Source organism: Chryseobacterium sp. DZ-32 (assembly GCF_059587025.1).
On record NZ_JCAIOM010000009.1, the window covers coordinates 51,613 to 75,231 of the forward strand.

A 23,619-nucleotide genomic window follows, 5' to 3' on the forward strand; every position below is an offset into this window, starting at 1 on the left:
ATAAAAAGTAAGAGTTTATAAACCTGAACTTATTTTCTGAACTCAGAAGGTGTTTGTCCGGTCACTTTTTTAAAGGTTGTATTGAAAGAGGTTTTAGAATTGAATCCGGCTTCATAGGCAATCCCCAAAACAGACAATTTATTGTTGGGTTCTTTCAGAAGTTTTTTGGCATACTCTACCCTAAACTCATTAACGTATTGGAAGAAGTTTTTTCCAAACCCTGTATTGATGACATAAGAAAGATGATGGGTAGAAACGGACAGTATTTCAGCCAGCTTGATCAGGTTAAGTTCACTGTCAAGATAAGGTTTCTGAAGTTCCATGATTTCTTCCAGCAAGGTTTTAATCTTTAATAGTTCTTCATCAGATATCAGTTTTTTCTTTACTTCTTCAGGACCTGAATCTTCATCAATAGAGATCAGCTCCTGTCTTTGTTTTTCTTCTAACGGATAAATTTCCTTCTGCTTCATAGAATAGTATCCCACGCAGTAGATAACGGATAAAAAGACCGCATTGATAAAGAAATTCAGTGATTTCGGATCATAGAACAGATTATAAATCACATAGATAATATTCACGATAAGTAGTACCAGAATGATATATTCCAACCAGTTCAGATTGATTCCTTCGGTATTGGATGAGAACTGCTGAATTTTCTTTTGATGTTTTCTGATGGTAATATAGGAAAGCCCCGTGTAAAAGAGAGCCTGGATCAGGATCAGAATAATACTGAGATATTCAAATGGTTTTTTATATCCCAGTTTGATCAATATAAGACAAACCAGAAAAGCAGCCGGAAGGATTAAAAACTTAACCGCTGTAAGTTTAAAAGTAAAGGAAGGATTGGTATAAAACAGTACACTAAAGTAAAAAACGATAGGGGTAAAAAACTGGATAAGTCTAACCCAAAACAAGGAATGAAACTCGATGATTGAACCAGTGATGAGAAACAGTACTTCATCCAGCCAAAAAGTAGACCACAGAAAGAGAAATATCCCGAACCAGAAATTGGCCTTATGGTTTACTTTTAAGGGGTTGGCCAGCTTCAGCAGAGAAAGCAAAACCAATGAACCATAGATAAGTATCACGATGAAACTGTTTAACTCTGATGTGTTCATTGGTTTTGATATTTGATTATAAATAGTCTTTTATCCTATTCGCTTTCTTACAAAAATTTCATATCCTAGATAGATGAGCGGAAGTGACATGATTCCCAAGAAAAGAATATTGCTCATGGCCAGCTGCGGATGCATTACAATAGAGTAAACCAATCCGAAAAATGCTCCTCCAAGGTGAGCAGCATGCCCCAGGTTGTCCCACTGCTTGGGATTCAGCATCATGTATACAGAGTATCCGAAATACAGTGTTCCGAATAACCATCCCGGCAAAAAGTTGACACTGATCTCATTCGGAGCCATAGCTATGGAGGCAAAAATAATCCCGGAAACCGCTCCAGATGCTCCAATTGCAGAATACCACGGCTGCTTTTTATAAATCTGCAGGCTGAATAAATTCCCCAGAATCATTGATCCGAAATATAGAATCAAAAATCCTACTTCTCCAAAGAAACTAATAACGACTCCCTGGAAAAAATACAGAGAAAGCATATTAAAAAATAAGTGCATAAAGTCTGCATGCAAAAATGCAGAGCTGATCAGCCTTACATATTCTTTACGATTCGCAATCGCTCCGACGTTGAATTTATATTTTTCAAATAATGCTGTGTTATTGAAACCCATATAGCTAAAAATACATGTGGCTGCAATGATAATGATAACAACTATATCCATTATGTTCTTTTATGTTATAACTGAATAAACATGCGATCTATTCATTTTCATTATTCCCGTTATCCTGGAAAAGATCTCCGATCATTCCTCCGTCTTCATCGGTTTCGCCGGCAGGTTCGGGATCTTCGTATACTTCAGGCTCTTCTTCTGCCGGTTCAGGAATGGCAATATTGATGGCTTTTACTTTGAACTTTGTAAACTGGTTTCCGATGGCTTTTATTCCTTTTACCGCTATAAATTCATCAATATTTATCGTTTCCGGATCGCGTTCTTTTCCTTTATCTTTTGCAAAAATGATTTCTGCAGTGGCATCATTGGCAACAATTACATTTTCAATGAATGATTTCGGATGTTCAGATGGCATAAAAGTCTGTACATTAACTGTATTTTCCAGTAAGAATCTCTTAATGAAATAAATATCTTTTTCTCCATCGTAATAAATACAGGTAATCGGCTGTGCAGGTCTCCACTTTTCCAGTACCAGGTATTCATCATCAAAACGGTTGCCAAGGTCAAAAGATACCAGTTTTACTTCACCGTTTGTATTGATGGTCAGAATCTTATCATCTCCTTTGAAGCTTCCCAGCAGTGTTCCTCTTGCATCGGCATTCAGTCTTCTTACCGTATCATCAAACCAGATTTTTCTAGGGGCCAGAGTAGAAACCCCTTCTTCCTTCATATCTACTTTCTTGACAGCGTATTTAGTTACCAGATTTCCTTTGGAATCCCGGCCTTTGATGGCCAGATCGGAGAAGTTAATCTCCATTTTGTTCTTTCTGATTCTAGGGTTTGGTTTTAAAAGCACGGTTACAGTTTCTGCTTCTCCATTAGGGTTGGCTGAGAAATAGAGTGTTTCAGAACCCTTTTTATCTGAAGCTAGCGGATAATCTGTATTTCGGGTTACTCCGGTTACAGAGAATCGTTTCATATAATAAGGTCCTTCCCTGCCTTCACGGTAGATCATATTATACACTGTCCTTTTATCGTTTTTCTTCCATACGGCAACATGAAGGATATCTTTTCCGATGAAAGTTTTCGCTTCCACTTTTACAACCTTCATACTTCCGTCTTTTCTGAATGTGATGATATCATCAATATCAGAACAGTCGAACAAATACTGATCTTTCTTCAAAGATGTCCCGATAAAGCCTTCTTCGAAATTTGCATAAAACTTTTCATTGGCTACGGCTACTTTTGTAGCATCAATGGTATCAAAGATTCTGAGTTCAGTCTTCCTTTGTTTGTCTTTACCGTATTTCTTCTGAATATTTAAGTAATACTCAATGGCATAAGCGATCAGGTTGGCCAGGTTGTATTTCACCTGTTCTATTTTGCCTTCAAGCGAAGCAATATTTTCCTTAAACTTATCTAAATCAAATCTTGAAATTCTCTTGATTCTGATCTCTGTCAGTTTTAAAATATCTTCTTCCGTAACGGCTCTTAAAAGATGTTTGGTATGGGGTTTTAATCCTGCATCAATGGTTTTCAGTACATCTTCCCAGGTTTTTACCTCTTCAATATCGTGGTAGATTCTGTTTTCGATGAAAATTCTTTCCAGTGAAGAGAAATGCCAGCTTTCCTGAAGCTCATGAAGCTCAATTTCCAATTCTTTCTTCAGCAATGAAACTGTATGATCCGTATTCGTTTTCAGAATATCGGATACCGTAAGGAACATAGGTTTATCCCCTACAATCACACAGGCATTGGGAGAGATGGTCACCTGGCAGTCCGTAAATGCATAAAGAGCATCAATAGTTTTATCCGGTGAAACATCATTATGGATATGAATAAGGATTTCTACTTTGTCTGAAGTATTGTCCTCAATTTTTTTGATTTTGATCTTTCCTTTCTCATTGGCTTTTAAAATAGAGTCAATAAGATCAGTGGTTGTTTTAGAATAAGGAAGTTCAGAAATCACCAATGTATGCTTATCCGTCTGGGTAATTTTGGCTCTTGCTCTTACTTTTCCTCCTCTTTGACCGTCATTATATTCAGAAACGTCAAGATAACCGGCTGTTAAAAAATCCGGATACAGTTCAAATTTCTTACCTTTCAGGTAGGCTACAGAGGCATTGATAAGTTCATTAAAGTTATGAGGAAGAATTTTGGTGGAAAGCCCCACTCCAATACCTTCTACTCCCTGTGCAAGAAGCAGAGGGAATTTAACCGGTAAATCGATAGGTTCATTGTTTCTTCCGTCATAAGACTTTGTCCATTCTGTAGTTTTAGGATTAAATACTACTTCCAGAGCAAAAGGGGTGAGTCTTGCTTCAATATATCTCGCAGCGGCTGCAGAATCTCCTGTATAGATATTACCCCAGTTTCCCTGTGTATCTATTAACAACTCTTTCTGCCCGATCTGCACCATGGCATCTGTAATGGAAGCATCACCGTGCGGGTGATATTTCATGGTATTTCCCACGATATTGGCCACTTTGTTGTAACGGCCGTCTTCCAGCTCCCGCATGGAGTGCATAATTCTTCGTTGAACGGGTTTTAAACCATCATATATTGAAGGGATAGCTCTATCCAGAATTACATAGGAAGCATAATCAAGAAACCAGTCTTTGTAGAGACCGGAGACTTTTTTTAAGCTTTCACCCTCATGCGAATATTCTTCTGTCATCATCTAGTTTATCTTTTTTCTCTTTATTAGTTTTCACTACTTTGTTTAGAGAGAGTTTTAAATCGTTTACTTGTTTTCTGTTCAAATAAGAAATCTGGTACTTCAATATAGCAGAACCATTATTCTTACTTGAAACGGTGATGTATAATCTTTTGAAAAAGAGAATACTGACTACATCATATTTGATCAGCTTGTATTTTGGAAATTCGTCGTGAAGTGGCTTATCCAGAAATGGAATGATATTCCTGTTTTTAAAATTCAAAGCTTCTCCATCGCTGTCATATTCAAAAATCTGTCTTCCGCTGATGTAAAAGATAATCAGCAGCAGAGCAGGAACAATAATCAATAAATAACTTTCTTTACCCACTGCATTAAACCTATATTCATTAGCAGCAAATGCGATGATGCCAACCATGGTTATCATCAAAAGCAACGTGCATAAAAAATTATAAATTGATGCTTTATTACGGTTACTTAGTCTCATTTTATTTTTTTTGGCTGTGTAAGTACTATAATTCCTACTTCATCCAAAGTTGTGCTTTTTTCAGTCTGCAATGGCTTTACAACCAGTTTTTTAAAGTTATAGTTTTTTTAATTTTCTACTTCATCCAGTATTTCTTTTTTATCGATATCTGTATCATCCTCTACCACAAGGTTTTCAAGAATAAAAGTCTGTCTGTCCGGAGTATTTTTCCCCATATAAAATTCCAGAAGCTGATCAATCGTCTGGTCTTTTCCTACTACTACTGGCTCCAGGCGGATATCTTTGCCAATAAAGTGCTTAAATTCATCAGGAGAAATTTCTCCTAATCCTTTAAATCGCGTGATTTCAGGATTTTTCCCCAGTTCATTTAATGCTTTTACCCTTTCTATTTCTGTATAGCAATATCTTGTTTCTTTTTTATTTCTAACTCTGAATAACGGAGTCTGAAGGATATAAAGGTGTCCATTTTTAATCAGATCCGGGAAGAACTGCAGGAAGAAAGTAATCATCAGCAAACGGATGTGCATCCCGTCAACATCGGCATCGGTAGCAATAATTACCTGATTGTATCTCAGGTCTTCCAGACTTTCTTCAATATTTAAAGCTGCCTGAAGAAGGTTAAATTCTTCATTTTCATACACCACTTTTTTGGTAAGACCATAACAGTTCAGCGGTTTACCCTTCAGTGAAAATACAGCCTGAGTTTCTACATCTCTGGATTTTGTGATTGATCCCGATGCAGAATCTCCCTCGGTAATAAAGATCTGGGTATCTCCTTTTCTTTCGGCTTTCTGGTCGTTATAATGCTGCCTGCAGTCACGAAGTTTTTTATTGTGAAGAGATACTTTTTTTGCTCTTTCTCTGGCCAGTTTCTGAATTCCGGATAATTCTTTTCTTTCTCTTTCGGAAATTAAGATTTTTCTTTGAATTGCTTCTGCTATTTCCGGGTTTTTGTGTAAGAAATTGTCCAGTTTACTCTTCAGGAAATCAATGATGAATGTTCTTACGGTAGGTCCGTTGGGTCCCATGTCATTGGATCCTAATTTTGTTTTGGTCTGGGATTCAAAAACAGGTTCTTCTACGTTGATGGAAATCGCAGCAATGATCGACTTTCTGATATCAGAAGCATCAAAACTTTTATTGAAAAATTCACGAACTGTTTTCACATATGCTTCACGGAAAGCATTAAGGTGTGTTCCTCCCTGCGTTGTATTCTGTCCGTTAACGAAAGAGAAATAGGTTTCTGTCTGTGATTTGTCGGAATGGGTAATGGCAACCTCAATATCATCATCCTTCAAATGAACAATCGGATAAAGGATATCGCTTTCCAGCTCTTCTTCCAATAAGTCTTTAAGACCGTTTTCAGAATAGTAGGTTTCTCCGTTGAAAAGAATTTTAAGTCCCGGATTCAGATAAGCATAGTTACGGAGCATTCTTTCGATATACTCTTTTCTGTATTTGAAATGCAGGAAGATCTCTCCATCAGGAATAAAGGAAATTTCGGTACCGTTTCTGTCCGAAGTTTCTTTCTCGTCAAAGTTCTCTTTGATCATCCCACGGGAGAATTCGGCAGCTTTCATTTTTCCGTCACGGAAAGAACGGACTCTGAAATAATCTGAAAGGGCATTTACCGCCTTGGTACCGACCCCGTTCAATCCTACAGATTTTTTAAACGCTTTACTGTCGTATTTACCTCCGGTATTCATTTTTGAAACCGCGTCTACCACTTTCCCAAGCGGAATTCCACGGCCAAAGTCACGGATGGTAACTTTACCGTCATCCAGCTTTATTTCAATTCTTTTTCCTGCTCTCATTCTGAACTCATCAATAGAGTTATCAAGAATTTCTTTTAGCAGGATATAAATACCATCATCAGCGGAAGAACCGTCACCGAGCTTCCCGATGTACATACCGGGGCGCAGACGGATGTGTTCCTGCCAATCAAGGGTTCTGATATTATCTTCGGAGTAGGTTGGATTTATTTCTTGTGACATATATGATTTCAGCAAACATACAAAAGTACAAAATTGTCCAAAATTATCCGAATTTTTTCAACTTGTTTTTTTCAATATTTCACTGCAAACATTGTAGTATTTTTAATCAAATTATATATTTACGAAATTATCATTATCAAGTGAAAAATTTCTTTACTTTCCTCATATTCTTTATAATTTTATTCTTTTCAACATGTTTTTATTACAGACTCTAAGGGTGGTGAATAACCAACCGAGATATTGATTTATTATTAAACTTTATTAAGTTTATTCCTTTAAAAAAGACCATCCTGTTATGTAGATGGTCTTTTATTTCAATATTTACACTGTATACAATTTATTCTTTTCCAGCTGCCCGATTATATTTTTCAGCATAGCCGGAACAATCAGCTTATGGAAAGGACGAACGGGTAAAAAGTACAAAACGCCCCACCAGTTATGAAATTTTACCGTAGTAGAGATGGTAAGTGAGTTTTGATTGACATCTTTACTATTTTTGTCAATTAAAAGAGAAACCCGGAAATCCAGATGTTTATCATCTTCTCCCAGAACAATTTCGTTACTGGTCTTATCAAAAATCTTAAAAAGTCCCGCTCGTTCGCCAATTTCGCATTGGAAAACCTTCTCTGCTTGTTGCTTCTCATTTTCAGAACCTGTCTTTAAACCGAATAATCCCATTACTCTATTTCTGAAAGCAAACATTTTCTTTCCCCATTTTGGCCCGCTTGTAAAGAAAGCTTTTCCTATTTCTGAGATATCGATATTTCTGCCACATTCTGTAAGTTCTCCCTGAAAACTATCAATATAATCGAAATCTTTTTTTCCCGGAGATAAAACAGATTTTTCAGGAAACTTTGTCTTCTTAATCTTCATTGTCATTGGTTTTATGGTTGTTGTCTAACAAATGTAAGTATCTTTCCATTCATTTAAAAGGAAAATCTAAACAAATGTTTAAATTTATTTTATACTATGAAACTGACTATTTAATTTACAATTTTCCATCATTCTCTTTAAACCTGCTATTTTCTGATTTTTATTACCATAAGTTCAAACTGTTTTAAATATTTCATTAAATTCGGTCAACAAAACTGCTTTTATGATACAACTTCCTTTATCAAAACTTTCCAATGTAGGAACTACTATTTTCAGCCAGATGACTCAACTTGCCAATGAAAATGAGGCGATCAATCTTTCTCAGGGTTTTCCTGATTTTATGCCAGATCCGGAATTACTCAATAATGTGGATCACTTTATCAAAAAAGGGTTCAATCAGTACGCTCCTCTTGGTGGAATGATTGGCTTAAAGGAAGAAATTGCACGAAAAATTGAAAACAGCCATCAGGCAATATACCATCCGGATTCTGAAATAACAGTTACCGCAGGCGGTACCCAGGCCATTTTTACCGCTATCGCCTCCTTTATTAAAAGGGATGACGAAGTGATTATTTTTGAACCGGCATATGACTGCTATGAACCTACTGTGGAACTTTTCGGGGGAATTATAAAGCGCTTTGAAATGAAAGCTCCGGATTACGAAATCGACTGGGCTGCCGTAAAAAGTCTTGTCAGTGAAAAGACCAGGATGATCATTCTTAACAACCCCAACAACCCTTCAGGAAAAATACTGAAAGAAAATGATATACAGGAACTTATTGAGATTGTAAAAGGAACTTCTATTCTTATTCTGAGTGATGAAGTATATGAAAATATTGTTTTTGACGGAAAACAACATATAAGCATCTGTAAATACCCTGAGCTGAAAGAAAGAAGCCTTCTTGTAGCCTCTTTTGGGAAACTTTTCCATGTTACCGGATGGAAAGTGGGCTATTGTGCTGCACCAAAAAACCTAACAGATGAATTCCGAAAGGTTCATCAATTTAATGTTTTTTGCGTAAACACTCCCATTCAGCTCGCACTGGCAGAATACATGAAAAAGGATGAACATTACACCCATCTTAATCAGTTTTTCCAGGAAAAAAGAGATTTCCTGAGAAAAGGACTTGCAAGCACACCATTTGAACTTCTGGATTGTGAAGGAACTTATTTCCAGGCAGTAAAATATGATAAAATTTCAGATAAAAATGATTTTGATTTTGCTTCAGAACTTACCATCAATCATAAGGTTGCCAGCGTTCCTTTCTCTTCATTTTATAAAAACAGGCTGAACGAGAATGTGATCAGATTATGCTTTGCGAAGAAGCAGGAAACACTGGAAAAAGCCCTTGAAAATTTATCAAAGGTTTAACAGTCATCTATTTTTCACCCACTTGACTTTTCAGATTGGCAGATCAAAACTGTCAGCCTTGTCTGTTTAATCTGCGGAGTATTTATTTATAATATTATTCCTGTCCGATTAAATTAAAGCATGAGTATCAGGTCGCTCCCCTGGACCTATAATTTAAAACAAATACGTTCTATTAGCAGTCAGTAGGATCCCATCGGTATCTGCTGTTAGTAGAAAAAAAATGAAGTCCCTGCAAAAAATAAAGCTCCGGAGGAGTGGACTGTTAATGATACGTAAATATTGATATTTAAATGTTTTTACAGTTTTATCGATAGTAATGTTATCATATATAATCATTATTTAGTGACTTATTTAGTTTATTTTTCCTATTTTATCTAAATCAAAAAAATAATAAATCAATAATTACCAAAATAAAACTACCATGAAAAACAAGAATTTAAACAAAGGAAAAAAATTAACCAGAAAAGAGCTGCATAAATTCCACGGAGGATTGGGCAACATAAGATGTACCAATTCTTCAGGCTACTGTATCTACATCGGACCCGGCTGTTCAGAACAGAAATGTCAGTTGCCGGAACCTCTTGAAGCTGTTGAATAAAATACATTACTCCATATCCGGAATCGGCCGGCTCATTCTGAGCCGGCCGATTTATTTAAAGATAATAATTCACTTAAGGTTATTATACTTTATAAAAACATCCCTCCTGAAACTTCAATTCTTTGCCCGTTGATCCATCTTGCATCTTCCGTACACAGGAACGCTACTACTCCACCAATATCATCCGGAAGACCTACTCTTCCCAAAGCTGTAGCACCAGCTACCATGGCATTGATTTCTCCATTATCTCTCACCCTTCCGCCGCCAAAATCTGTTTCAATAGCTCCCGGCGCTACAACATTGGCTTTGATTTTTCTTGAACCTAATTCTTTTGCCATATATTTTGTGAGCATTTCAACGCCTGCTTTGATGGATCCGTAAACAGAAGATCCCGGTGTTGCGAATCTTGCCAAGCCTGAAGACACGTTGATAATTCCTCCTCCGTCATTGATAAATGGCAATAATTTCTGAGTCAGAAAAAATACACCTTTAAAATGAATGTCTACCACATCGTCCAACTGTTCTTCCGTCACTTCTGTAATCGGTGAATATAGGGCTGTTCCTGCATTATTGATCAGGTAGTCAATATGAGTGCTTCCTGTATTTTGCTGCAAGTGATCTGTTACGTTTTTCACAAAAGTATCAAAGCTCTTAATATCTTTTGTGTCAAGCTGAAATGCAACAGCATTCCTTCCCATTGATTTGATCTCATTGACAACAGTTTCTGCTTCTTCCCTGTTGCTTCTGTAGGTGATAATTACATCCAGTCCTTTTTGAGCAATTTTAATTGCTGAGTTTTTCCCTAATCCACGGCTTCCTCCGGTTACCAGTGCAATATTTGTTTTTGTGTTCATTGTATTTTGATTATTTTGATGGTACAAAGTTGGGAAATTTTCAGACTGAAGGGTTTGCTTGAATCAATCTGAAATTTGCAAAATTCAAATCAGGAACGAAATTCTAATGGAGTAAAAGAAGTTTTCCTTTTAAAGAAATTAGAAAAGTGGGCAATTTCCTCAAATCCCAGCGCATACGATATTTCTGAAACATTCCATTTCGTCTGTTTTAAAAGTATTTTAGCTTCCTGAATAATCCGGTCCGAAATAAACTCCGTAGTAGTTTTTCCTGTACTTTCCTTTAATCTTTTGTTTAAGTAATTGACATGAACCGCCAACCGGTCTGCATAATCTTTTGCAGTCTTCAATTGCAGTCTCTGTTCCCAGGATTCTATAGGGAACTGTCTTTCCAGCAGCTCTATAAACAAAGAAACCACTCTCATAGATGCATCATTTGACGATGATATTTTGGAAGCAGGCTGTAATTTCTGTCCGTAATGGATCAGCTCCAGAACATAGTTTCTGATAAGATCATATTTAAAAACATAATCTGAGTCAATTTCCTTTTTTATCTTTTTAAAAAGGTTTTCAATCTCTTCTGCCAGCTCACCATCAATTTCAAAGATCGGCACTCCACCTGGCTGAAATATAGGAAGATCTTCGAGGTTATAGTACGATTTATCCTTGATGAAAAAGTCTTCGGTAAAAACACAGAAACTTCCTGACTGATCAGGGTCTTCAGGAACCCAGTGATAAGGAACCTTAGGCGTTGCAAATAACAAAGCGTTCTGTTTAATTGAGATGACCTTGTCTGCATATTCTGCCCGGTTCCGTCCTTTTATAAAGCTGATCTTATAATACTTCCTTCTGTTATAGGGCATTTCAGAAGTGGTTTTTACCTTTTCGATGGTCTGGGCAATATCGAAGACATTAAAATGACCAATGTCTTTGTGAAGTCCCTTTGGAAAAATACTTTCAAGATCTTTGCCCAGTTTGGCAGCCATCTCATTATAAAAATCTTCCAGTGAAGTAAATGCTAATTTTTCCATCACAAATAATTTGTAAAATTCAAATATACGAACTTATCAACCAATATTTTTTGAAGTGAGTCCAGATTGTTTGGCAGAGAAAAAAGTCTTTTTACATCTCAAAAATAAAGCCTTATTAACTTATTGAAAAATTCAATGTATTTTCCGATTATAGTTAATATTCACCATCAATACCATAATAAAATATTTAAAAAATTCTCCATTTTTTTCTAAAGACAGTGATATACTTCATTTATTTTTATTACTTTCGTTAAAACTAACCCATTAAAAATCAAATCAATGAGAAATCAAATCAGTCAAATCGGAAAAAAATTAAACAAAAAAGAATTAAGAACCATTAAAGGTGGTCTTATCAACTGTATGGAACCGGTTCTTTGTCCTACCCCTTGTGAGCCTTCTTCTGATCCATATGGATGCACAATCATTTCTCCAAAATGTGCACAAAAAGAGTGCAGACCTCAATTATAAATAAAACATCATTTAATCAACAAAAAAATTATGAAAAAGGTAGAATTAAGCAAAGGTAAAAAGCTTGAAAAAAAACAATTAAAAACTATTTTAGGAGGTATGTTAGATTGTATGGAACCAAGACCATGTACAGAATTTCCTTGTGAAACTTATCCCCCTGACGATGTCAGAAACTGCACTAAAATTTCTGTGGGATGCGCCCAAAAAATCTGCAGACCACAACCATAAAGATAGAATTCTTCACTAAACCAAAAATTAAACATTATGAAAAATCAAGATTTAAATCACGGAAAAAAATTGAATAAAAAACAATTAAGAGTAATTACAGGTGGAAAAGAAATGTGCTTGCTTCCAGACCTTACTTGTAAGAAATATTCTTTTACCTGTGCAGAAATTCAATGCCAACCTGGTATTGAATTGTAGCCAATAAAAAACTAAACCATAAGACTTTAACGAATGAGAAATCAACATGTAAATAATGGTAAAAAACTCACTAAAAAAGAGTTGAAAACCATTAAAGGAGGTGTGATGATATGCAGCCATCAAGGTATTTGCGCACAGATTCATCCTTCATGCTATGAACCGGAGTGCCGAACTGGACAGGCGCAGTTAAAATGTACAGATACCATTAATAACTGTGTAGTTTTCTCCCCATCCTGTATCGAGCCAAAATGCCGGTTTGATATAGGTATTCCACTTTAAAAATAAAAATGCTGCTCTCTACTTCAGGGAGCAGTAATTTTTAGTACCTGTTCCTAATATCAAAATATAAACAGACAGCCTACATTATTAATTTTACGCAAAAAACGCTCCCAAATACATGAAAGCGCTTTTTTAATATAACTAACTTTAATACTTTTCTTATACGTTGAATCTGAAGTGCATGATGTCACCATCCTGTACAATATATTCTTTACCTTCTACAGAAAGCTTTCCTGCTTCTTTTACCTTTACTTCAGAACCATAATTTACATAATCATTATACTTGATTACTTCTGCACGGATAAATCCTTTTTCAAAGTCTGTGTGGATTACTCCTGCAGCTTGTGGAGCAGTCCATCCCTGTCCGATAGTCCAGGCTCTTACTTCTTTTACTCCGGCTGTAAAATACGTCTGAAGTTTTAAAAGATCATAAGCTTTTCTGATCAAACGGTTAACCCCTGGTTCTGTAAGTCCCAGCTCATCAAGGAAAATTTCTCTTTCTTCGAAAGTTTCAAGTTCGTTGATATCAGCTTCAATCTGTGCTGCCAATACTACGACTTCAGCACCTTCACCTGCAGCCATTTCCTCAATCTTGGCAATCCATTCATTTCCGTTTTTGATAGAGTTTTCGTCTACATTACAAACGTAAAGAACCGGCTTATTCGTCAACAACTGAACTTCTCCGATAATTGATTTTGTGAAATCATCAGCAGCAAATTCTCTTGCATTTTTACCATCTTCAAGGAATTTCTGTAAATTCTGAAGTGTTTCGTAAGTAAGAATATCCTCTTTCTTTCCTGATTTGATGAATTTTTTAGCTTTTTCAACTGCTTTTCCTACCGTTTCAAGGTCTTTCAGCTGAAGTTCTATATCAATAATTTCTTTATCTCTTAACGGATCTACTGAACCTTCTACGTGAACGATATTTCCGTTGTCAAAACATCTTAAAACATGAATAATCGCTTCACACTCGCGGATGTTAGCCAGGAACTGATTTCCCAACCCTTCTCCTTTGCTGGCTCCTTTTACAAGACCTGCAATATCAACAATTTCAACCACAGCTGGTAAAACTCTTTCAGGTTTTACGATTTTCTCCAGTTCAAACAATCTCTGATCCGGTACAGAAACCGTTCCAAGGTTCGGTTCAATCGTACAGAAAGGATAGTTTGCTGATTGAGCTTTTGCGTTGCTCAGACAGTTAAAAAGAGTTGATTTACCTACATTCGGTAAGCCTACGATTCCACATTTCATATTGTAAAATTCAAAGTTTAAGGTTTAGGGTAACTCAAGGTTTCTCCAACTTTAAACATTGAACTCAGAACCTTGAATTACGAGTGTGCAAAGATAGTGATTTTTGAGGGAGTTTCATAATAAAAAAATCTGCCGATATTCTGACAGATTTTTAAATGGTCTTGTTTCACCAATTGCTTTAAGGATTGTCCCCTGTAGCATTCTGAGCCAGCGGCACATCATTGGGTGCTTCCTGCAAAGTTTTATCTAAAGTAAATAAAGATTCATCTGTTGCCCTGTCGCCGCCTGCAATTTTTAATTTATCAATTAAGTTCTGCGCTAATGTTTCTTCTTCAATCTGTTCCTGTACAAACCATTGCATAAAATTCCATGTAGCCCAGTCTTTTTCTTCAAGAGAAAGATCTACAATTCTGTAAATTGCGGTTGTATTGTCAACTTCATGCTTAAAGACGCCATCAAAACAGGCAGTAAGGCTGTCCGGATCTGCCGGAGGAGCGGGAATAGCGTCTACTTTTGGTTTTCCACCACGGTTTAAGATATATTCCATGAATTTGATGGAGTGGTTTCTTTCTTCCTGAGCATGGCGGTAAAGAAAATTGGCAATACCCTGATAACCTTTATCATCAGCCCAGATCCCATAGGATAAAAAAACGTGTGATGCATGAATTTCTTTGTTCATCTGGTCACTTAATGCCTTTTCCATGTTGTCGGAAAGTCTTTTAGTATTCATAATGTTATATTTTGGTGATTATGGAATGAATCATGCAAAAACAGTTCCGATAGGGTTATTATTCCGTATAAAAATTCCAAAACACCTTTAAAACACAACTGAAATTCAGTAACTTAAATTAATAATTTATAGTTATTCTAAAATAAAACCGGTTCTGTCTGAGAACCGGTTTTTTAAATTTATTACTGAAATTGCTTCACATAAAGGTTCGCAATGACCAATTTAGAATGGGTATACTAACTATTTAATCTTTCTTGCTGTATAATCACTCTCATTTCCTAATCTGTCGATAGCTTTGATGGCAACAGCATTCAATTTTTTTCCGTCTTTAGATTTGGGAATATCTTTTGAAAGCGTATCCAATGTCAGAATTTCTGTTTGCCATACTCCGTTGTACTGTGTAAAAAGTACCCACAGGAAAACATCAGCGGCATTTTTTGTACTCCAGCTTGTCTGAGCAAAGCTTCCGTTATCAGCAATAAACAAGGTTGGAGTCTGCAATGGGACCGCTTTAATCCACGGAGATTTTGGAACTAATGCTTTTTCATTGTATGGTCCGCTTTTCAAAGCGGGAAGCATATTTGGATTTTTGGTAAGCCCGGCAATACTCCAATGAATTTCTCCGGCATCATTTTTAAGGATATTTCTGGAAATTGCAATCTGGTTTTTGATTTCAGCCGGACGGTCTGATACTTTTATTTCAACAGTATTCAATCCCGGCCACAGGTGACGTTTCATTGTATTTTCAGACTGCCACCAGCTTAACAGGCCTTCGAAGCTTTGTCCTTTGGAATCTATAGGCCAGTAAAGCTGTGGTGAGAAATAATCTACCCAGCCTTTATTTAACCATAATTTAGCGTCTGCATACAGTTCATCATATTGTGATGATCCTACAACTCCTGCCGGATATCCTGGTTTCCATATTCCGAACGGGCTGATCCCGAATCTTACATTATTTTTTTCTGCGTGAATTTCTTTATAGATACGTTCTACAAATTTATTCACGTTATCCCTTCTCCAATCTGCCCTGGATAAGGTTCCGCCACTGCTTACATAGGCATTCCAGCTTGCATTATCAGGAAAATCCGCACCTTTGTTGTAAGTAGCATAAGGATAGAAATAATCGTCGAAATGTACAGCGTCAATATCATATCTTTTTACAATATCTTTCACCACATTGGATACGTGACCTTGTGTTTTCGGATTAGCAGGATCAAACCAATACATTCCGTTCTTTAGTCTAACCACAATATCAGACAGTTTATTGGCCATTGAAAGCTTATTTACTGCGCCTCCGTTGGTATGATGTGCACGGTAAGGGTTTAACCAGACATGCAGTTCCAGACCTCTTTTATGAGCTTCTTCAATCCAGAACTGAAGCGGGTCATAATTGGGATATGGTGCAGTTCCTGTTTCTCCGGTCAGAAAGTAAGACCATGGTTCGATATTACTGGTATAAAGGGCGTCTGCCGAAGGTCTGATCTGGAAAATAGCGGCGTTGAAATTGTTATCTTTCAGCATATCAAGCATACTGATTGCTTCTGCTTTCTGCTGATCCACCGTAAGATCATTTCTCGATGGCCAGTTGATATTGGCAACACTTGCGATCCATGCTCCACGGAATTCTCTTTTGATTTCCGGAAGATTGGTTCTGAAATTTTCTTCACCGGAAGCTCCTGTATTTGTAGCAGGTTTTACAGCTGTCGGATTTACTTTCGGAGGATTTGTATTGTTGATTGGTTTTGTCGGATTCTTCGCGGAAGGTGTTTTTACAACGTTGTTCTGAACGGAACAGGAGGTAGCGTAAGATGCAAAAACGCCCAATAAAACGATAAGTTTTAATTTATTCATTCTCATAGTCACAAAACTACTTTAAAATTTATTTTTTTATTTCAGAGATTATTATGCCAAAATAAGCATTTAATGGGTAGGTATAGAAAAAAAGCCTCGAAAATCGAGGCTTTGATTTTATGTATAAGATTTTATTATGCTTTTGCAGATCTTTCTACTCTTTTTCTTTCTTCTTCAGAAAGGATTTTCTTTCTCATTCTGATGAAGTTCGGAGTTACCTCAATCGCTTCATCACCCTGGATGTATTCCATACATTCTTCAAGTGAGAATAAGATTTTCGGAGCAACACCAGTATCTTTATCTTTTCCGGAAGCTCTCATGTTGTTCAACTGTTTTGCTTCTACGATGTTTACTACTAAGTCACCAGGTTTGTTTTGCTCACCGATGATCATTCCTGTGTAGATTTCCTCACCCGGGTCAACGAAGAACTTACCTCTATCCTGCAATTTAGCAATAGAATATTCTGTAGCAGGACCAGTTGTTTTGCTGATTAAAACACCATTGTTTCTTCCAGGAATAGCACCTTTGAAAGGCTTATATTCTGTGAAACGGTGTGCCATAATAGCTTCACCAGCTGTAGCTGTCAACATCTGAGAACGTAATCCGATCAGACCTCTTGAAGGAATTTCGAATTCCATGTGCTGCATTTCACCTTTAGTTTCCATAATGTGAAGGTCACCTTTTCTCTGAGTTGCCAGGTCAATAACTCTTGAAGCAAATTCTTCAGGAACGTCAACAACCAAAGATTCATAAGGCTCACATTTCTCACCATCAATTTCTCTGAAGATAACCTGCGGCTGACCAATTGTCATTTCGTAACCTTCTCTTCTCATTGTTTCGATCAAAACTGATAAGTGAAGAATACCTCTACCGAATACAAGGAATGTATTGGCATCATCAGTCTGCTGAACTCTTAATGCAAGGTTTTTCTCTAATTCTTTTGTTAATCTTTCTTTCAGGTGATTAGAAGTAACATATTTACCGTCTTTACCAAAGAAAGGTGAGTTGTTGATAGAGAACGTCATATTCAGCGTAGGCTCATCAATTGCCGTTCTTTCCAATGGCTCAGGATTTTCAAGATCTACGAAAGAATCTCCAATCTGGAAAGCATCAAAACCTACTACAGCACAGATATCACCTGCCTGTACTTCAGTTACTTTTTTCTTTCCTAATCCTTCAAAAACGTAAAGTTCTTTTACTTTTCCTTTTACAATTTTACCATCTGCCTGAGCAAGACCAATCCATTGAGATTCTTTGATCTCACCTCTTGTCACTTTCCCGATTGCAATTCTTCCTAAGAATGAAGAGAAGTCAAGAGAAGTGATCTGCATCTGAAGATTACCTTCTGTTACTTTCGGTTCAGGAACATATTGTAAAATACCATCCAATAATGGTAAGATATCTTCAGTTTGCTCTAATGAAGTGTTGAACCAGCCTTGTTTTGAAGATCCATAGAATGTAGGGAAATCCAATTGCTCTTCTGTAGCATCAAGGTTGAAGAAAAGGTCAAATACTTTATCATGAACTTCGTCAGGACGGCAGTTTGGTTTATCTACTTTATTGATAACCACTAATGGTCTCAATCCTAATTCCAAAGCTTTCTGAAGTACGAATCTTGTTTGCGGCATTGGTCCTTCGAACGCATCCACCAACAAAATAACCCCATCAGCCATTTTCAATACTCTTTCTACTTCTCCACCAAAATCGGCGTGACCAGGAGTATCGATTACGTTAATTTTTGTGTCTTTATAAGTAACAGAAATATTCTTGGATAAGATCGTGATCCCTCTTTCTCTTTCAAGATCGTTGTTATCCATAATTAACTCCCCACTCTCCTGATTTTCTCTGAAAATGTTGGTAGCGTGAATGATCTTGTCAACCAAAGTCGTCTTTCCGTGGTCAACGTGTGCGATAATCGCAATATTTCTAATGTTTTGCATAAAAGATTTTTACGGGTGCAAAAGTAGTGATTTTTAATGAAAAAATATTTAGTTATACAAATATTTAATATTTTGTTTAAAATACTTATTTACAAGATAATAAAAAAGAGTGCTCAAAAAACACTCTTTAGATTATTATACACAAGCCTGTACTTCGCATGGATCTACGGCAGGCGGTTCTCCACATATAATGTCAAACTCTGCACAATTGCTGGAGAATCCGGTTCCCCATCCCCATCTTACAACACATGTATCAGCATCTTTGCATCTTACCATTCCTTTGACGATTCCTCCCTGAACTGATTTCATTTCTGTTCTGGAAATTTTTTTGAGATTTTTCATGTTGTTTCTTTATTTGTTATTAGCCTGATAAAGATAAAAAAAATAAATCATGACAACTATTTATTAAAAATATTTAACATTTTTAATATCAACGCCTTATCAATCTGTAAAACACAACCAGGTCAATCAAAACCACAAGAACAAATTTTACTAAAAAAGATTTTTTTGATGTTTTATGATTAAAAATCACCATTCCTGAAGCGGCTCCTAAAACTCCACCTAGAAGGGAGATTCCTAAAAGAGCATTTTCAGAGATTCTCCATTGATGTTTTTGGGCCTGCCATTTATCAAATCCAAAGATCCCAAATGTAATCAGGTTTGTTATAAAAAGAAAAGGAATCATTCAAAAATTAATTTGTGGCAAAAGTAAAGCTTAATTTGTATATGGAAACAACTTTACAACCATGAATATATTTATAATTTTATCAGAATAAGATTTTATAAATTTGCACTTCCTAAAAATAAAATCAATGACAGTACAGGATCTTGCAGGAAGCTACTCTATTGAAGGGAGTAATCAGGAAGAGTCTTCCCTACCCACATATCATGGTATATTAACCTTATCCATTGACGAGAACAACCGTATCATTGCGCAATGGATTATCGGTGATCATATACAAAATGGTACCGGATTTTATAAAAATCATATCCTGGTAATCAACTTCAATTATGAAGGTGAAGATCTTAAAATATATAAAGGTGTTGCTGTATATCGCTGTCTGAATAAGGATATACTTGATGGATTCTGGTCTGAAAAGCACGGTAATCCTTTATATCTTGGAAGTGAATATTGTGTGAGAATTCAGAATTCAACGATTTTGAACTGATTTTTACAGTAAATAAAAAGAGCTGTCTTTTAAAAAGACAGCCCGGTTGTTATTAATTTAAATAACTTATTTTTTAGCTTTTACATCGATAGCAATCTCGATATCTTTGCTGATCATCCATTCTGCAGGGTCTGCTTCTGAAGTACCGAATTTGATTCCCCAATCTGCTCTGTTTACAGTAAACTTCGCCTGAATAGCCGCTGAGCTTTCAGTCACATCTACTTTAGCAGGGAAAGTAACATTCATTGTTTTTCCTGATAATGTAAGGTTTCCGCTTACTGTTTTATTAGCTCCTGCTACTGCATCTTTTGGTGCTTCTTTCAAATCTGTAACACTGGTAATTTTGAAATCTGAAGTAGGGTTTTTAGCTACATCAAAGAAATCAGGGTTTTTAAGGTGAGCTTCAAGGTCTGCCGGTTTTTTATCTTTCTCTGTTACTGAAGCCGGATCTACTTTGATAGAATTCATGTCAATCACAAAGTTTCCTGCAGCAACCTGGCCTGCATCAACACTGATATCTCCTGATTTTACAGTAAGTGTTCCCCAACGAGGTGCCATACCTCCCTTGTGGAATGCTTTCCAGTTTACTACTGAAGCTGCTGTGTCTACTGCCAGTGTTTCTCCTTTGCTCTCTGCTACTGTTTGTTCCTGAGCTGTTGCTGCAGACTCTGCTGTTTTTCCTTTATCACATGATGCCAAAAGCAATCCTACTCCAACTAATGCAATTACGCTAATTTTTTTCATATTGAACTGTTTAAAAAAGTTTGAATTTTGTTGTTTTCGGGTACAAAAATAGAAAAACCTATTTGGAGAAGCCTTAACATACATCAAGAAATGTGGTATTTTTATAGTATTTGTAATGATAAAACCATTTGCGGAATATTTCTATTGAATTAAATGCCTACCGAAATAATTGGTATAATATAAAATAAAGAGATTAATACATTCAGTATCTATATTTTCTCATTCCAAAACCCTATTTTAGCTATCCGAAAACAGAACAATGACGACCGTAGAATTTATCCAGAGACAGCTCAGCATTTCTGAAAAGAACATCAACAATACTTTACAATTATTAGCAGAAGACTGCACCATTCCTTTTATTTCGCGTTACCGAAAAGATAAGACCGGAAACCTTGATGAAACACAGATTGAACAGATTTCAAAAATCAGCAGGCAGTTTGAGGACATTGTTAAAAGAAAAGAAACTATTGTAAAATCAATAGAAGAACAGAATTCATTAACGCCTGAACTTCAGCATAGAATTGAAGAAAGCTTTGATATCCAGGAGCTGGAAGACCTTTACCTGCCTTTCAAAAAGCGTAAGAAAACCAAAGCAGATACTGCCAAGGAAAAAGGGCTGGAACCTTTAGCCAAAATCATAATGAGCCAAAAGAATAACGATCTGCAGTTTTTGGCTTCAAAATATCTTAATAATGAAGTAAGTTCTGAAGAAGAAGCATTGCAGGGAGCAAGAGACATCATGGCAGAATGGATCAATGAAAATATGTATGTCCGTAAAAATCTCCGCAGATTATTTCAGCGTAAGGCTGTTATCACTTCTAAAGTTGTAAAAGCCAAAAAAGATGAAGAGGATGCGCAAAAATTTTCCCAATATTTTGAATGGGAAGAAAGCCTTGCCAGAACTCCTTCTCACAGACTTCTTGCAATGTTGAGAGCAGAAGCGGAAGGTTTTGTAAAAACAAATGTAGCTGTAGATAAAGAAGAGGCAATCGGTTTTATTGAAAAAGCGGTCATTAAATCCAACAATGAAAGTTCGGACCAGATTGCACTGGCCATAAAAGACAGCTATAAAAGACTTCTGGAACCCACTATTTCAAATGAAACATTACAGGAAGCCAAAGAAAAAGCAGACAAAAAAGCAATTGAAATTTTCTCTGAGAATTTAAGCCAGCTGCTTCTTGCCCCACCTTTGGGAGAAAAAAGAATTCTGGCAATAGATCCCGGATACCGAAGCGGATGCAAAGTTGTGTGTCTGGATGAGAAGGGAGACTTACTGCATAACGAAACCCTCTACCCTCACGCTCCGCAGAATGAAAGCGGAATGGCGATGAAAAAAATCCGTTCTATGGTGAATGCCTATAATATTGAAGCTATTTCCATTGGTAACGGAACAGCAAGCCGCGAAACAGAATTCTTTATCAAGAAAATTGCTTTCGATAAGCCTTTGCAGGTTTTTGTAGTTTCTGAAGCCGGAGCATCCGTATATTCTGCAAGTAAAATTGCAAGAGATGAGTTTCCTTCGTATGATGTAACAGTACGTGGAGCTGTTTCTATCGGAAGAAGACTTTCTGATCCGCTGGCTGAATTGGTGAAAATTGATGCAAAATCTATAGGCGTTGGCCAATATCAGCACGATGTGGACCAGACTCAACTTAAAAATGAGCTGGATTCTACTGTCATGAAATGTGTAAATTCTGTGGGAATTAATTTAAATACCGCCAGTAAGTCTCTATTAAGCTATGTTTCCGGAATCGGAGAGAAAATGGCAGAAAACATTGTGAATTACCGTACTGAGAACGGAGCATTTGAAGACAGGAAACAGCTTAAAAAAGTTCCAAGGCTTGGAGAAAAAGCCTTCCAGCAAGCTGCCGCTTTCGTGAGAATCACCAATGCCAAAAATCCACTGGACAACTCTGCAGTACACCCGGAAGCGTATGGAATTGTAGAGAAAATGGCAAAAGATTTGGGTATTAAAACCACTGAGCTGATTGCCAATAAAGAAAAAATAGCTCTGGTAAAACCGGAAAACTATACAACAGGAGAAATCGGAATTTTAGGAATTAAAGATATTTTAAAAGAACTTGAGAAGCCGGGACTGGATCCAAGAAAAGCTGCAAAAGTATTTGAATTTGATCCGAATGTTAAAAGCATCAAAGATTTAAAAGCAGGAATGATTCTTCCGGGAATTGTCAATAACATTACCGCTTTTGGGTGTTTCGTAGATCTAGGAATCAAAGAAAGCGGGCTGGTTCATATTTCGCAGCTTAAAGATGGCTTTGTATCAGATGTGAATGAAGTGGTAAAACTTCATCAGCATGTTCGCGTAAAGGTAACGGAAGTGGATGAAGCAAGAAAAAGAGTACAACTGAGCATGATTTTGTAATATTTAACCGTTATGTATTTAAATTAAACCAACAGTTATCATTTTGAAAACAAAGAACTTAATCTTCGATCTGGATGGAACATTATGGGATTCCAGAGCTACGATTATCAAAATATGGAATAAAGTATTGGGTAAACATCAGTTGATCCAAAAAGAACTGAAGCCTGAAGACATGGATCAGTATATGGGATTATTAGCTCATGATATTGTAAAAGATATTATTCCCGGCATTTCAGACCTGCAGGCTCAGAAACTTCTTTCTGAAATTGTAGGCGAAGAGAATAAAATACTTCACTTAGAAGGTGGAATTTTATATGATGGTGTGGAAGAGACTTTAAAGAATCTGGCTAATACCTATTCCCTTTTCATTGTAAGCAACTGTCAGGATGGCTATATTGAATCTTTTTTAGATTATTATCAATTCAGTGATCTGTTTGTAGATTTTGAGTCTCACGGGCGGACCAAAAAAAATAAATCTGAAAACATACAGCTTCTTATGGAAAGAAATTATTTATCTGCTGAAGACACCTTATATATTGGAGATACCCAAACTGATTATGATTCTGCAACATCCAATGGATTACCATTTATCTTTTGTAAATATGGATTTGGAAAGTTAACCAACCCTTTGTACGAGCCGGCGATTCTTTCCTTTTCACAAGTAGGACTCCGCGTTACCGATATAACCAAATAAAGGCGGTCTCTCAAGACAGTCTTTATTTTTTACAAAAAATACACTTACAAGTGCGCGCACAATGCGAT

Annotated in this window: 24 protein-coding genes; 9 read left to right on the forward strand and 15 right to left on the reverse strand. The window is 36.5% G+C overall.

All coding sequences use genetic code 11. From position 1 onward, the window contains the following. Positions 1–29: 29 nt before the first annotated feature. From AC59HC_RS11665 to AC59HC_RS11690, 6 genes are all read right to left on the reverse strand, one after another. Positions 30–1,118 (reverse strand): helix-turn-helix domain-containing protein, encoded by a 1,089-nt coding sequence (locus tag AC59HC_RS11665; RefSeq protein ID WP_496558645.1) that lies wholly within the window; start codon positions 1,116–1,118, stop codon positions 30–32. A gap of 30 nt (positions 1,119–1,148) precedes the next feature. Next, positions 1,149–1,790 carry a rhomboid family intramembrane serine protease gene (locus AC59HC_RS11670; RefSeq protein ID WP_429814224.1) on the reverse strand — a complete coding sequence of 214 codons (642 nt, stop codon included), beginning with the start codon at positions 1,788–1,790 and terminating at the stop codon, positions 1,149–1,151. Between the two features lie 37 nt (positions 1,791–1,827). Continuing rightward, a complete protein-coding gene (locus tag AC59HC_RS11675; protein ID WP_411413049.1) occupies positions 1,828–4,419 on the reverse strand; it encodes a DNA gyrase/topoisomerase IV subunit A in 2,592 nt (863 codons plus the stop codon). Further along, entirely contained in the window at positions 4,394–4,900 is a 507-nt protein-coding gene (locus AC59HC_RS11680; protein ID WP_110010987.1) for a hypothetical protein, read from the reverse strand. The genes AC59HC_RS11675 and AC59HC_RS11680 overlap by 26 nt, the downstream gene beginning before the upstream one ends. A 107-nt stretch (positions 4,901–5,007) precedes the next feature. Further along, complete coding sequence (locus AC59HC_RS11685) at positions 5,008–6,894, reverse strand: DNA topoisomerase IV subunit B (RefSeq protein WP_110010988.1); 1,887 nt, start codon at positions 6,892–6,894, stop codon at positions 5,008–5,010. A 321-nt stretch (positions 6,895–7,215) separates the two neighbouring features. Further along, on the reverse strand, positions 7,216–7,767 hold the full coding sequence (locus AC59HC_RS11690) for a DUF2867 domain-containing protein (RefSeq protein WP_110011012.1): 552 nt from the start codon (positions 7,765–7,767) through the stop codon (positions 7,216–7,218). A gap of 223 nt (positions 7,768–7,990) precedes the next feature. On the opposite strand from AC59HC_RS11690, the gene AC59HC_RS11695 reads away from it, so the two are divergent. Further along, the gene (locus tag AC59HC_RS11695) at positions 7,991–9,139 is read left to right on the forward strand and encodes a methionine aminotransferase (protein WP_496558646.1); all 1,149 of its coding nucleotides are present in this window, start codon (positions 7,991–7,993) and stop codon (positions 9,137–9,139) included. A gap of 421 nt (positions 9,140–9,560) precedes the next feature. After that, complete coding sequence (locus tag AC59HC_RS11700; RefSeq protein WP_171006339.1) at positions 9,561–9,737, forward strand: hypothetical protein; 177 nt, start codon at positions 9,561–9,563, stop codon at positions 9,735–9,737. 89 nt (positions 9,738–9,826) lie between these two features. On the opposite strand, the gene AC59HC_RS11705 is transcribed toward AC59HC_RS11700, so the two are convergent. Together AC59HC_RS11705 and AC59HC_RS11710 are read right to left on the reverse strand one after the other, a co-directional pair. Beyond that, on the reverse strand, positions 9,827–10,591 hold the full coding sequence (locus AC59HC_RS11705) for an SDR family NAD(P)-dependent oxidoreductase (RefSeq protein WP_202838767.1): 765 nt from the start codon (positions 10,589–10,591) through the stop codon (positions 9,827–9,829). 89 nt (positions 10,592–10,680) lie between these two features. Next, positions 10,681–11,619, reverse strand: coding sequence for a helix-turn-helix domain-containing protein (locus AC59HC_RS11710; RefSeq protein ID WP_411413046.1), 939 nt, complete (start codon positions 11,617–11,619; stop codon positions 10,681–10,683). A 279-nt stretch (positions 11,620–11,898) separates the two neighbouring features. On the opposite strand from AC59HC_RS11710, the gene AC59HC_RS11715 reads away from it, so the two are divergent. From AC59HC_RS11715 to AC59HC_RS11730, 4 genes are read left to right on the forward strand one after another with little or no spacing between them, the layout of a single operon-like run. Beyond that, complete coding sequence (locus AC59HC_RS11715; RefSeq protein WP_062675156.1) at positions 11,899–12,087, forward strand: hypothetical protein; 189 nt, start codon at positions 11,899–11,901, stop codon at positions 12,085–12,087. 30 nt (positions 12,088–12,117) lie between these two features. Next, the gene (locus tag AC59HC_RS11720) at positions 12,118–12,315 is read left to right on the forward strand and encodes a hypothetical protein (protein ID WP_062675157.1); all 198 of its coding nucleotides are present in this window, start codon (positions 12,118–12,120) and stop codon (positions 12,313–12,315) included. 36 nt (positions 12,316–12,351) lie between these two features. Continuing rightward, positions 12,352–12,510, forward strand: coding sequence for a hypothetical protein (locus AC59HC_RS11725; RefSeq protein WP_165490835.1), 159 nt, complete (start codon positions 12,352–12,354; stop codon positions 12,508–12,510). A gap of 33 nt (positions 12,511–12,543) precedes the next feature. Further along, a complete protein-coding gene (locus tag AC59HC_RS11730) occupies positions 12,544–12,789 on the forward strand; it encodes a bacteriocin (RefSeq protein WP_343641347.1) in 246 nt (81 codons plus the stop codon). A gap of 159 nt (positions 12,790–12,948) precedes the next feature. Here the strand turns inward: AC59HC_RS11730 and ychF are convergent, their stop codons facing one another. The 6 genes from ychF to AC59HC_RS11760 form a co-directional block, all read right to left on the reverse strand. Next, on the reverse strand, positions 12,949–14,040 hold the full coding sequence (gene ychF, locus AC59HC_RS11735; protein WP_202838764.1) for a redox-regulated ATPase YchF: 1,092 nt from the start codon (positions 14,038–14,040) through the stop codon (positions 12,949–12,951). Between the two features lie 178 nt (positions 14,041–14,218). Then, positions 14,219–14,770: a ferritin gene (locus AC59HC_RS11740; protein WP_330746661.1), complete on the reverse strand. Its 552-nt coding sequence runs from the start codon at positions 14,768–14,770 to the stop codon at positions 14,219–14,221. A 240-nt stretch (positions 14,771–15,010) separates the two neighbouring features. Continuing rightward, on the reverse strand, positions 15,011–16,627 hold the full coding sequence (locus AC59HC_RS11745) for a glycoside hydrolase family 10-like protein (protein ID WP_343641350.1): 1,617 nt from the start codon (positions 16,625–16,627) through the stop codon (positions 15,011–15,013). A gap of 128 nt (positions 16,628–16,755) precedes the next feature. Beyond that, entirely contained in the window at positions 16,756–18,561 is a 1,806-nt protein-coding gene (gene typA / locus AC59HC_RS11750; RefSeq protein ID WP_062675162.1) for a translational GTPase TypA, read from the reverse strand. A 135-nt stretch (positions 18,562–18,696) separates the two neighbouring features. After that, positions 18,697–18,903: a bacteriocin-like protein gene (locus AC59HC_RS11755; protein ID WP_137905639.1), complete on the reverse strand. Its 207-nt coding sequence runs from the start codon at positions 18,901–18,903 to the stop codon at positions 18,697–18,699. Between the two features lie 88 nt (positions 18,904–18,991). Then, positions 18,992–19,246 (reverse strand): DUF1294 domain-containing protein, encoded by a 255-nt coding sequence (locus tag AC59HC_RS11760; protein WP_202838761.1) that lies wholly within the window; start codon positions 19,244–19,246, stop codon positions 18,992–18,994. Between the two features lie 127 nt (positions 19,247–19,373). On the opposite strand from AC59HC_RS11760, the gene AC59HC_RS11765 reads away from it, so the two are divergent. Further along, positions 19,374–19,730 carry a hypothetical protein gene (locus AC59HC_RS11765; RefSeq protein ID WP_202838760.1) on the forward strand — a complete coding sequence of 119 codons (357 nt, stop codon included), beginning with the start codon at positions 19,374–19,376 and terminating at the stop codon, positions 19,728–19,730. A gap of 66 nt (positions 19,731–19,796) precedes the next feature. On the opposite strand, the gene AC59HC_RS11770 is transcribed toward AC59HC_RS11765, so the two are convergent. Further along, complete coding sequence (locus AC59HC_RS11770; protein ID WP_343641358.1) at positions 19,797–20,474, reverse strand: YceI family protein; 678 nt, start codon at positions 20,472–20,474, stop codon at positions 19,797–19,799. Positions 20,475–20,733: 259 nt separating this feature from the next. Here AC59HC_RS11770 and AC59HC_RS11775 point away from each other — a divergent pair, with 259 nt between their 5' ends. After that, a complete protein-coding gene (locus AC59HC_RS11775; RefSeq protein ID WP_343641361.1) occupies positions 20,734–22,857 on the forward strand; it encodes a Tex family protein in 2,124 nt (707 codons plus the stop codon). 43 nt (positions 22,858–22,900) lie between these two features. Then, the gene (locus AC59HC_RS11780; RefSeq protein ID WP_202838757.1) at positions 22,901–23,551 is read left to right on the forward strand and encodes an HAD family hydrolase; all 651 of its coding nucleotides are present in this window, start codon (positions 22,901–22,903) and stop codon (positions 23,549–23,551) included. Positions 23,552–23,619 lie beyond the last annotated feature (68 nt).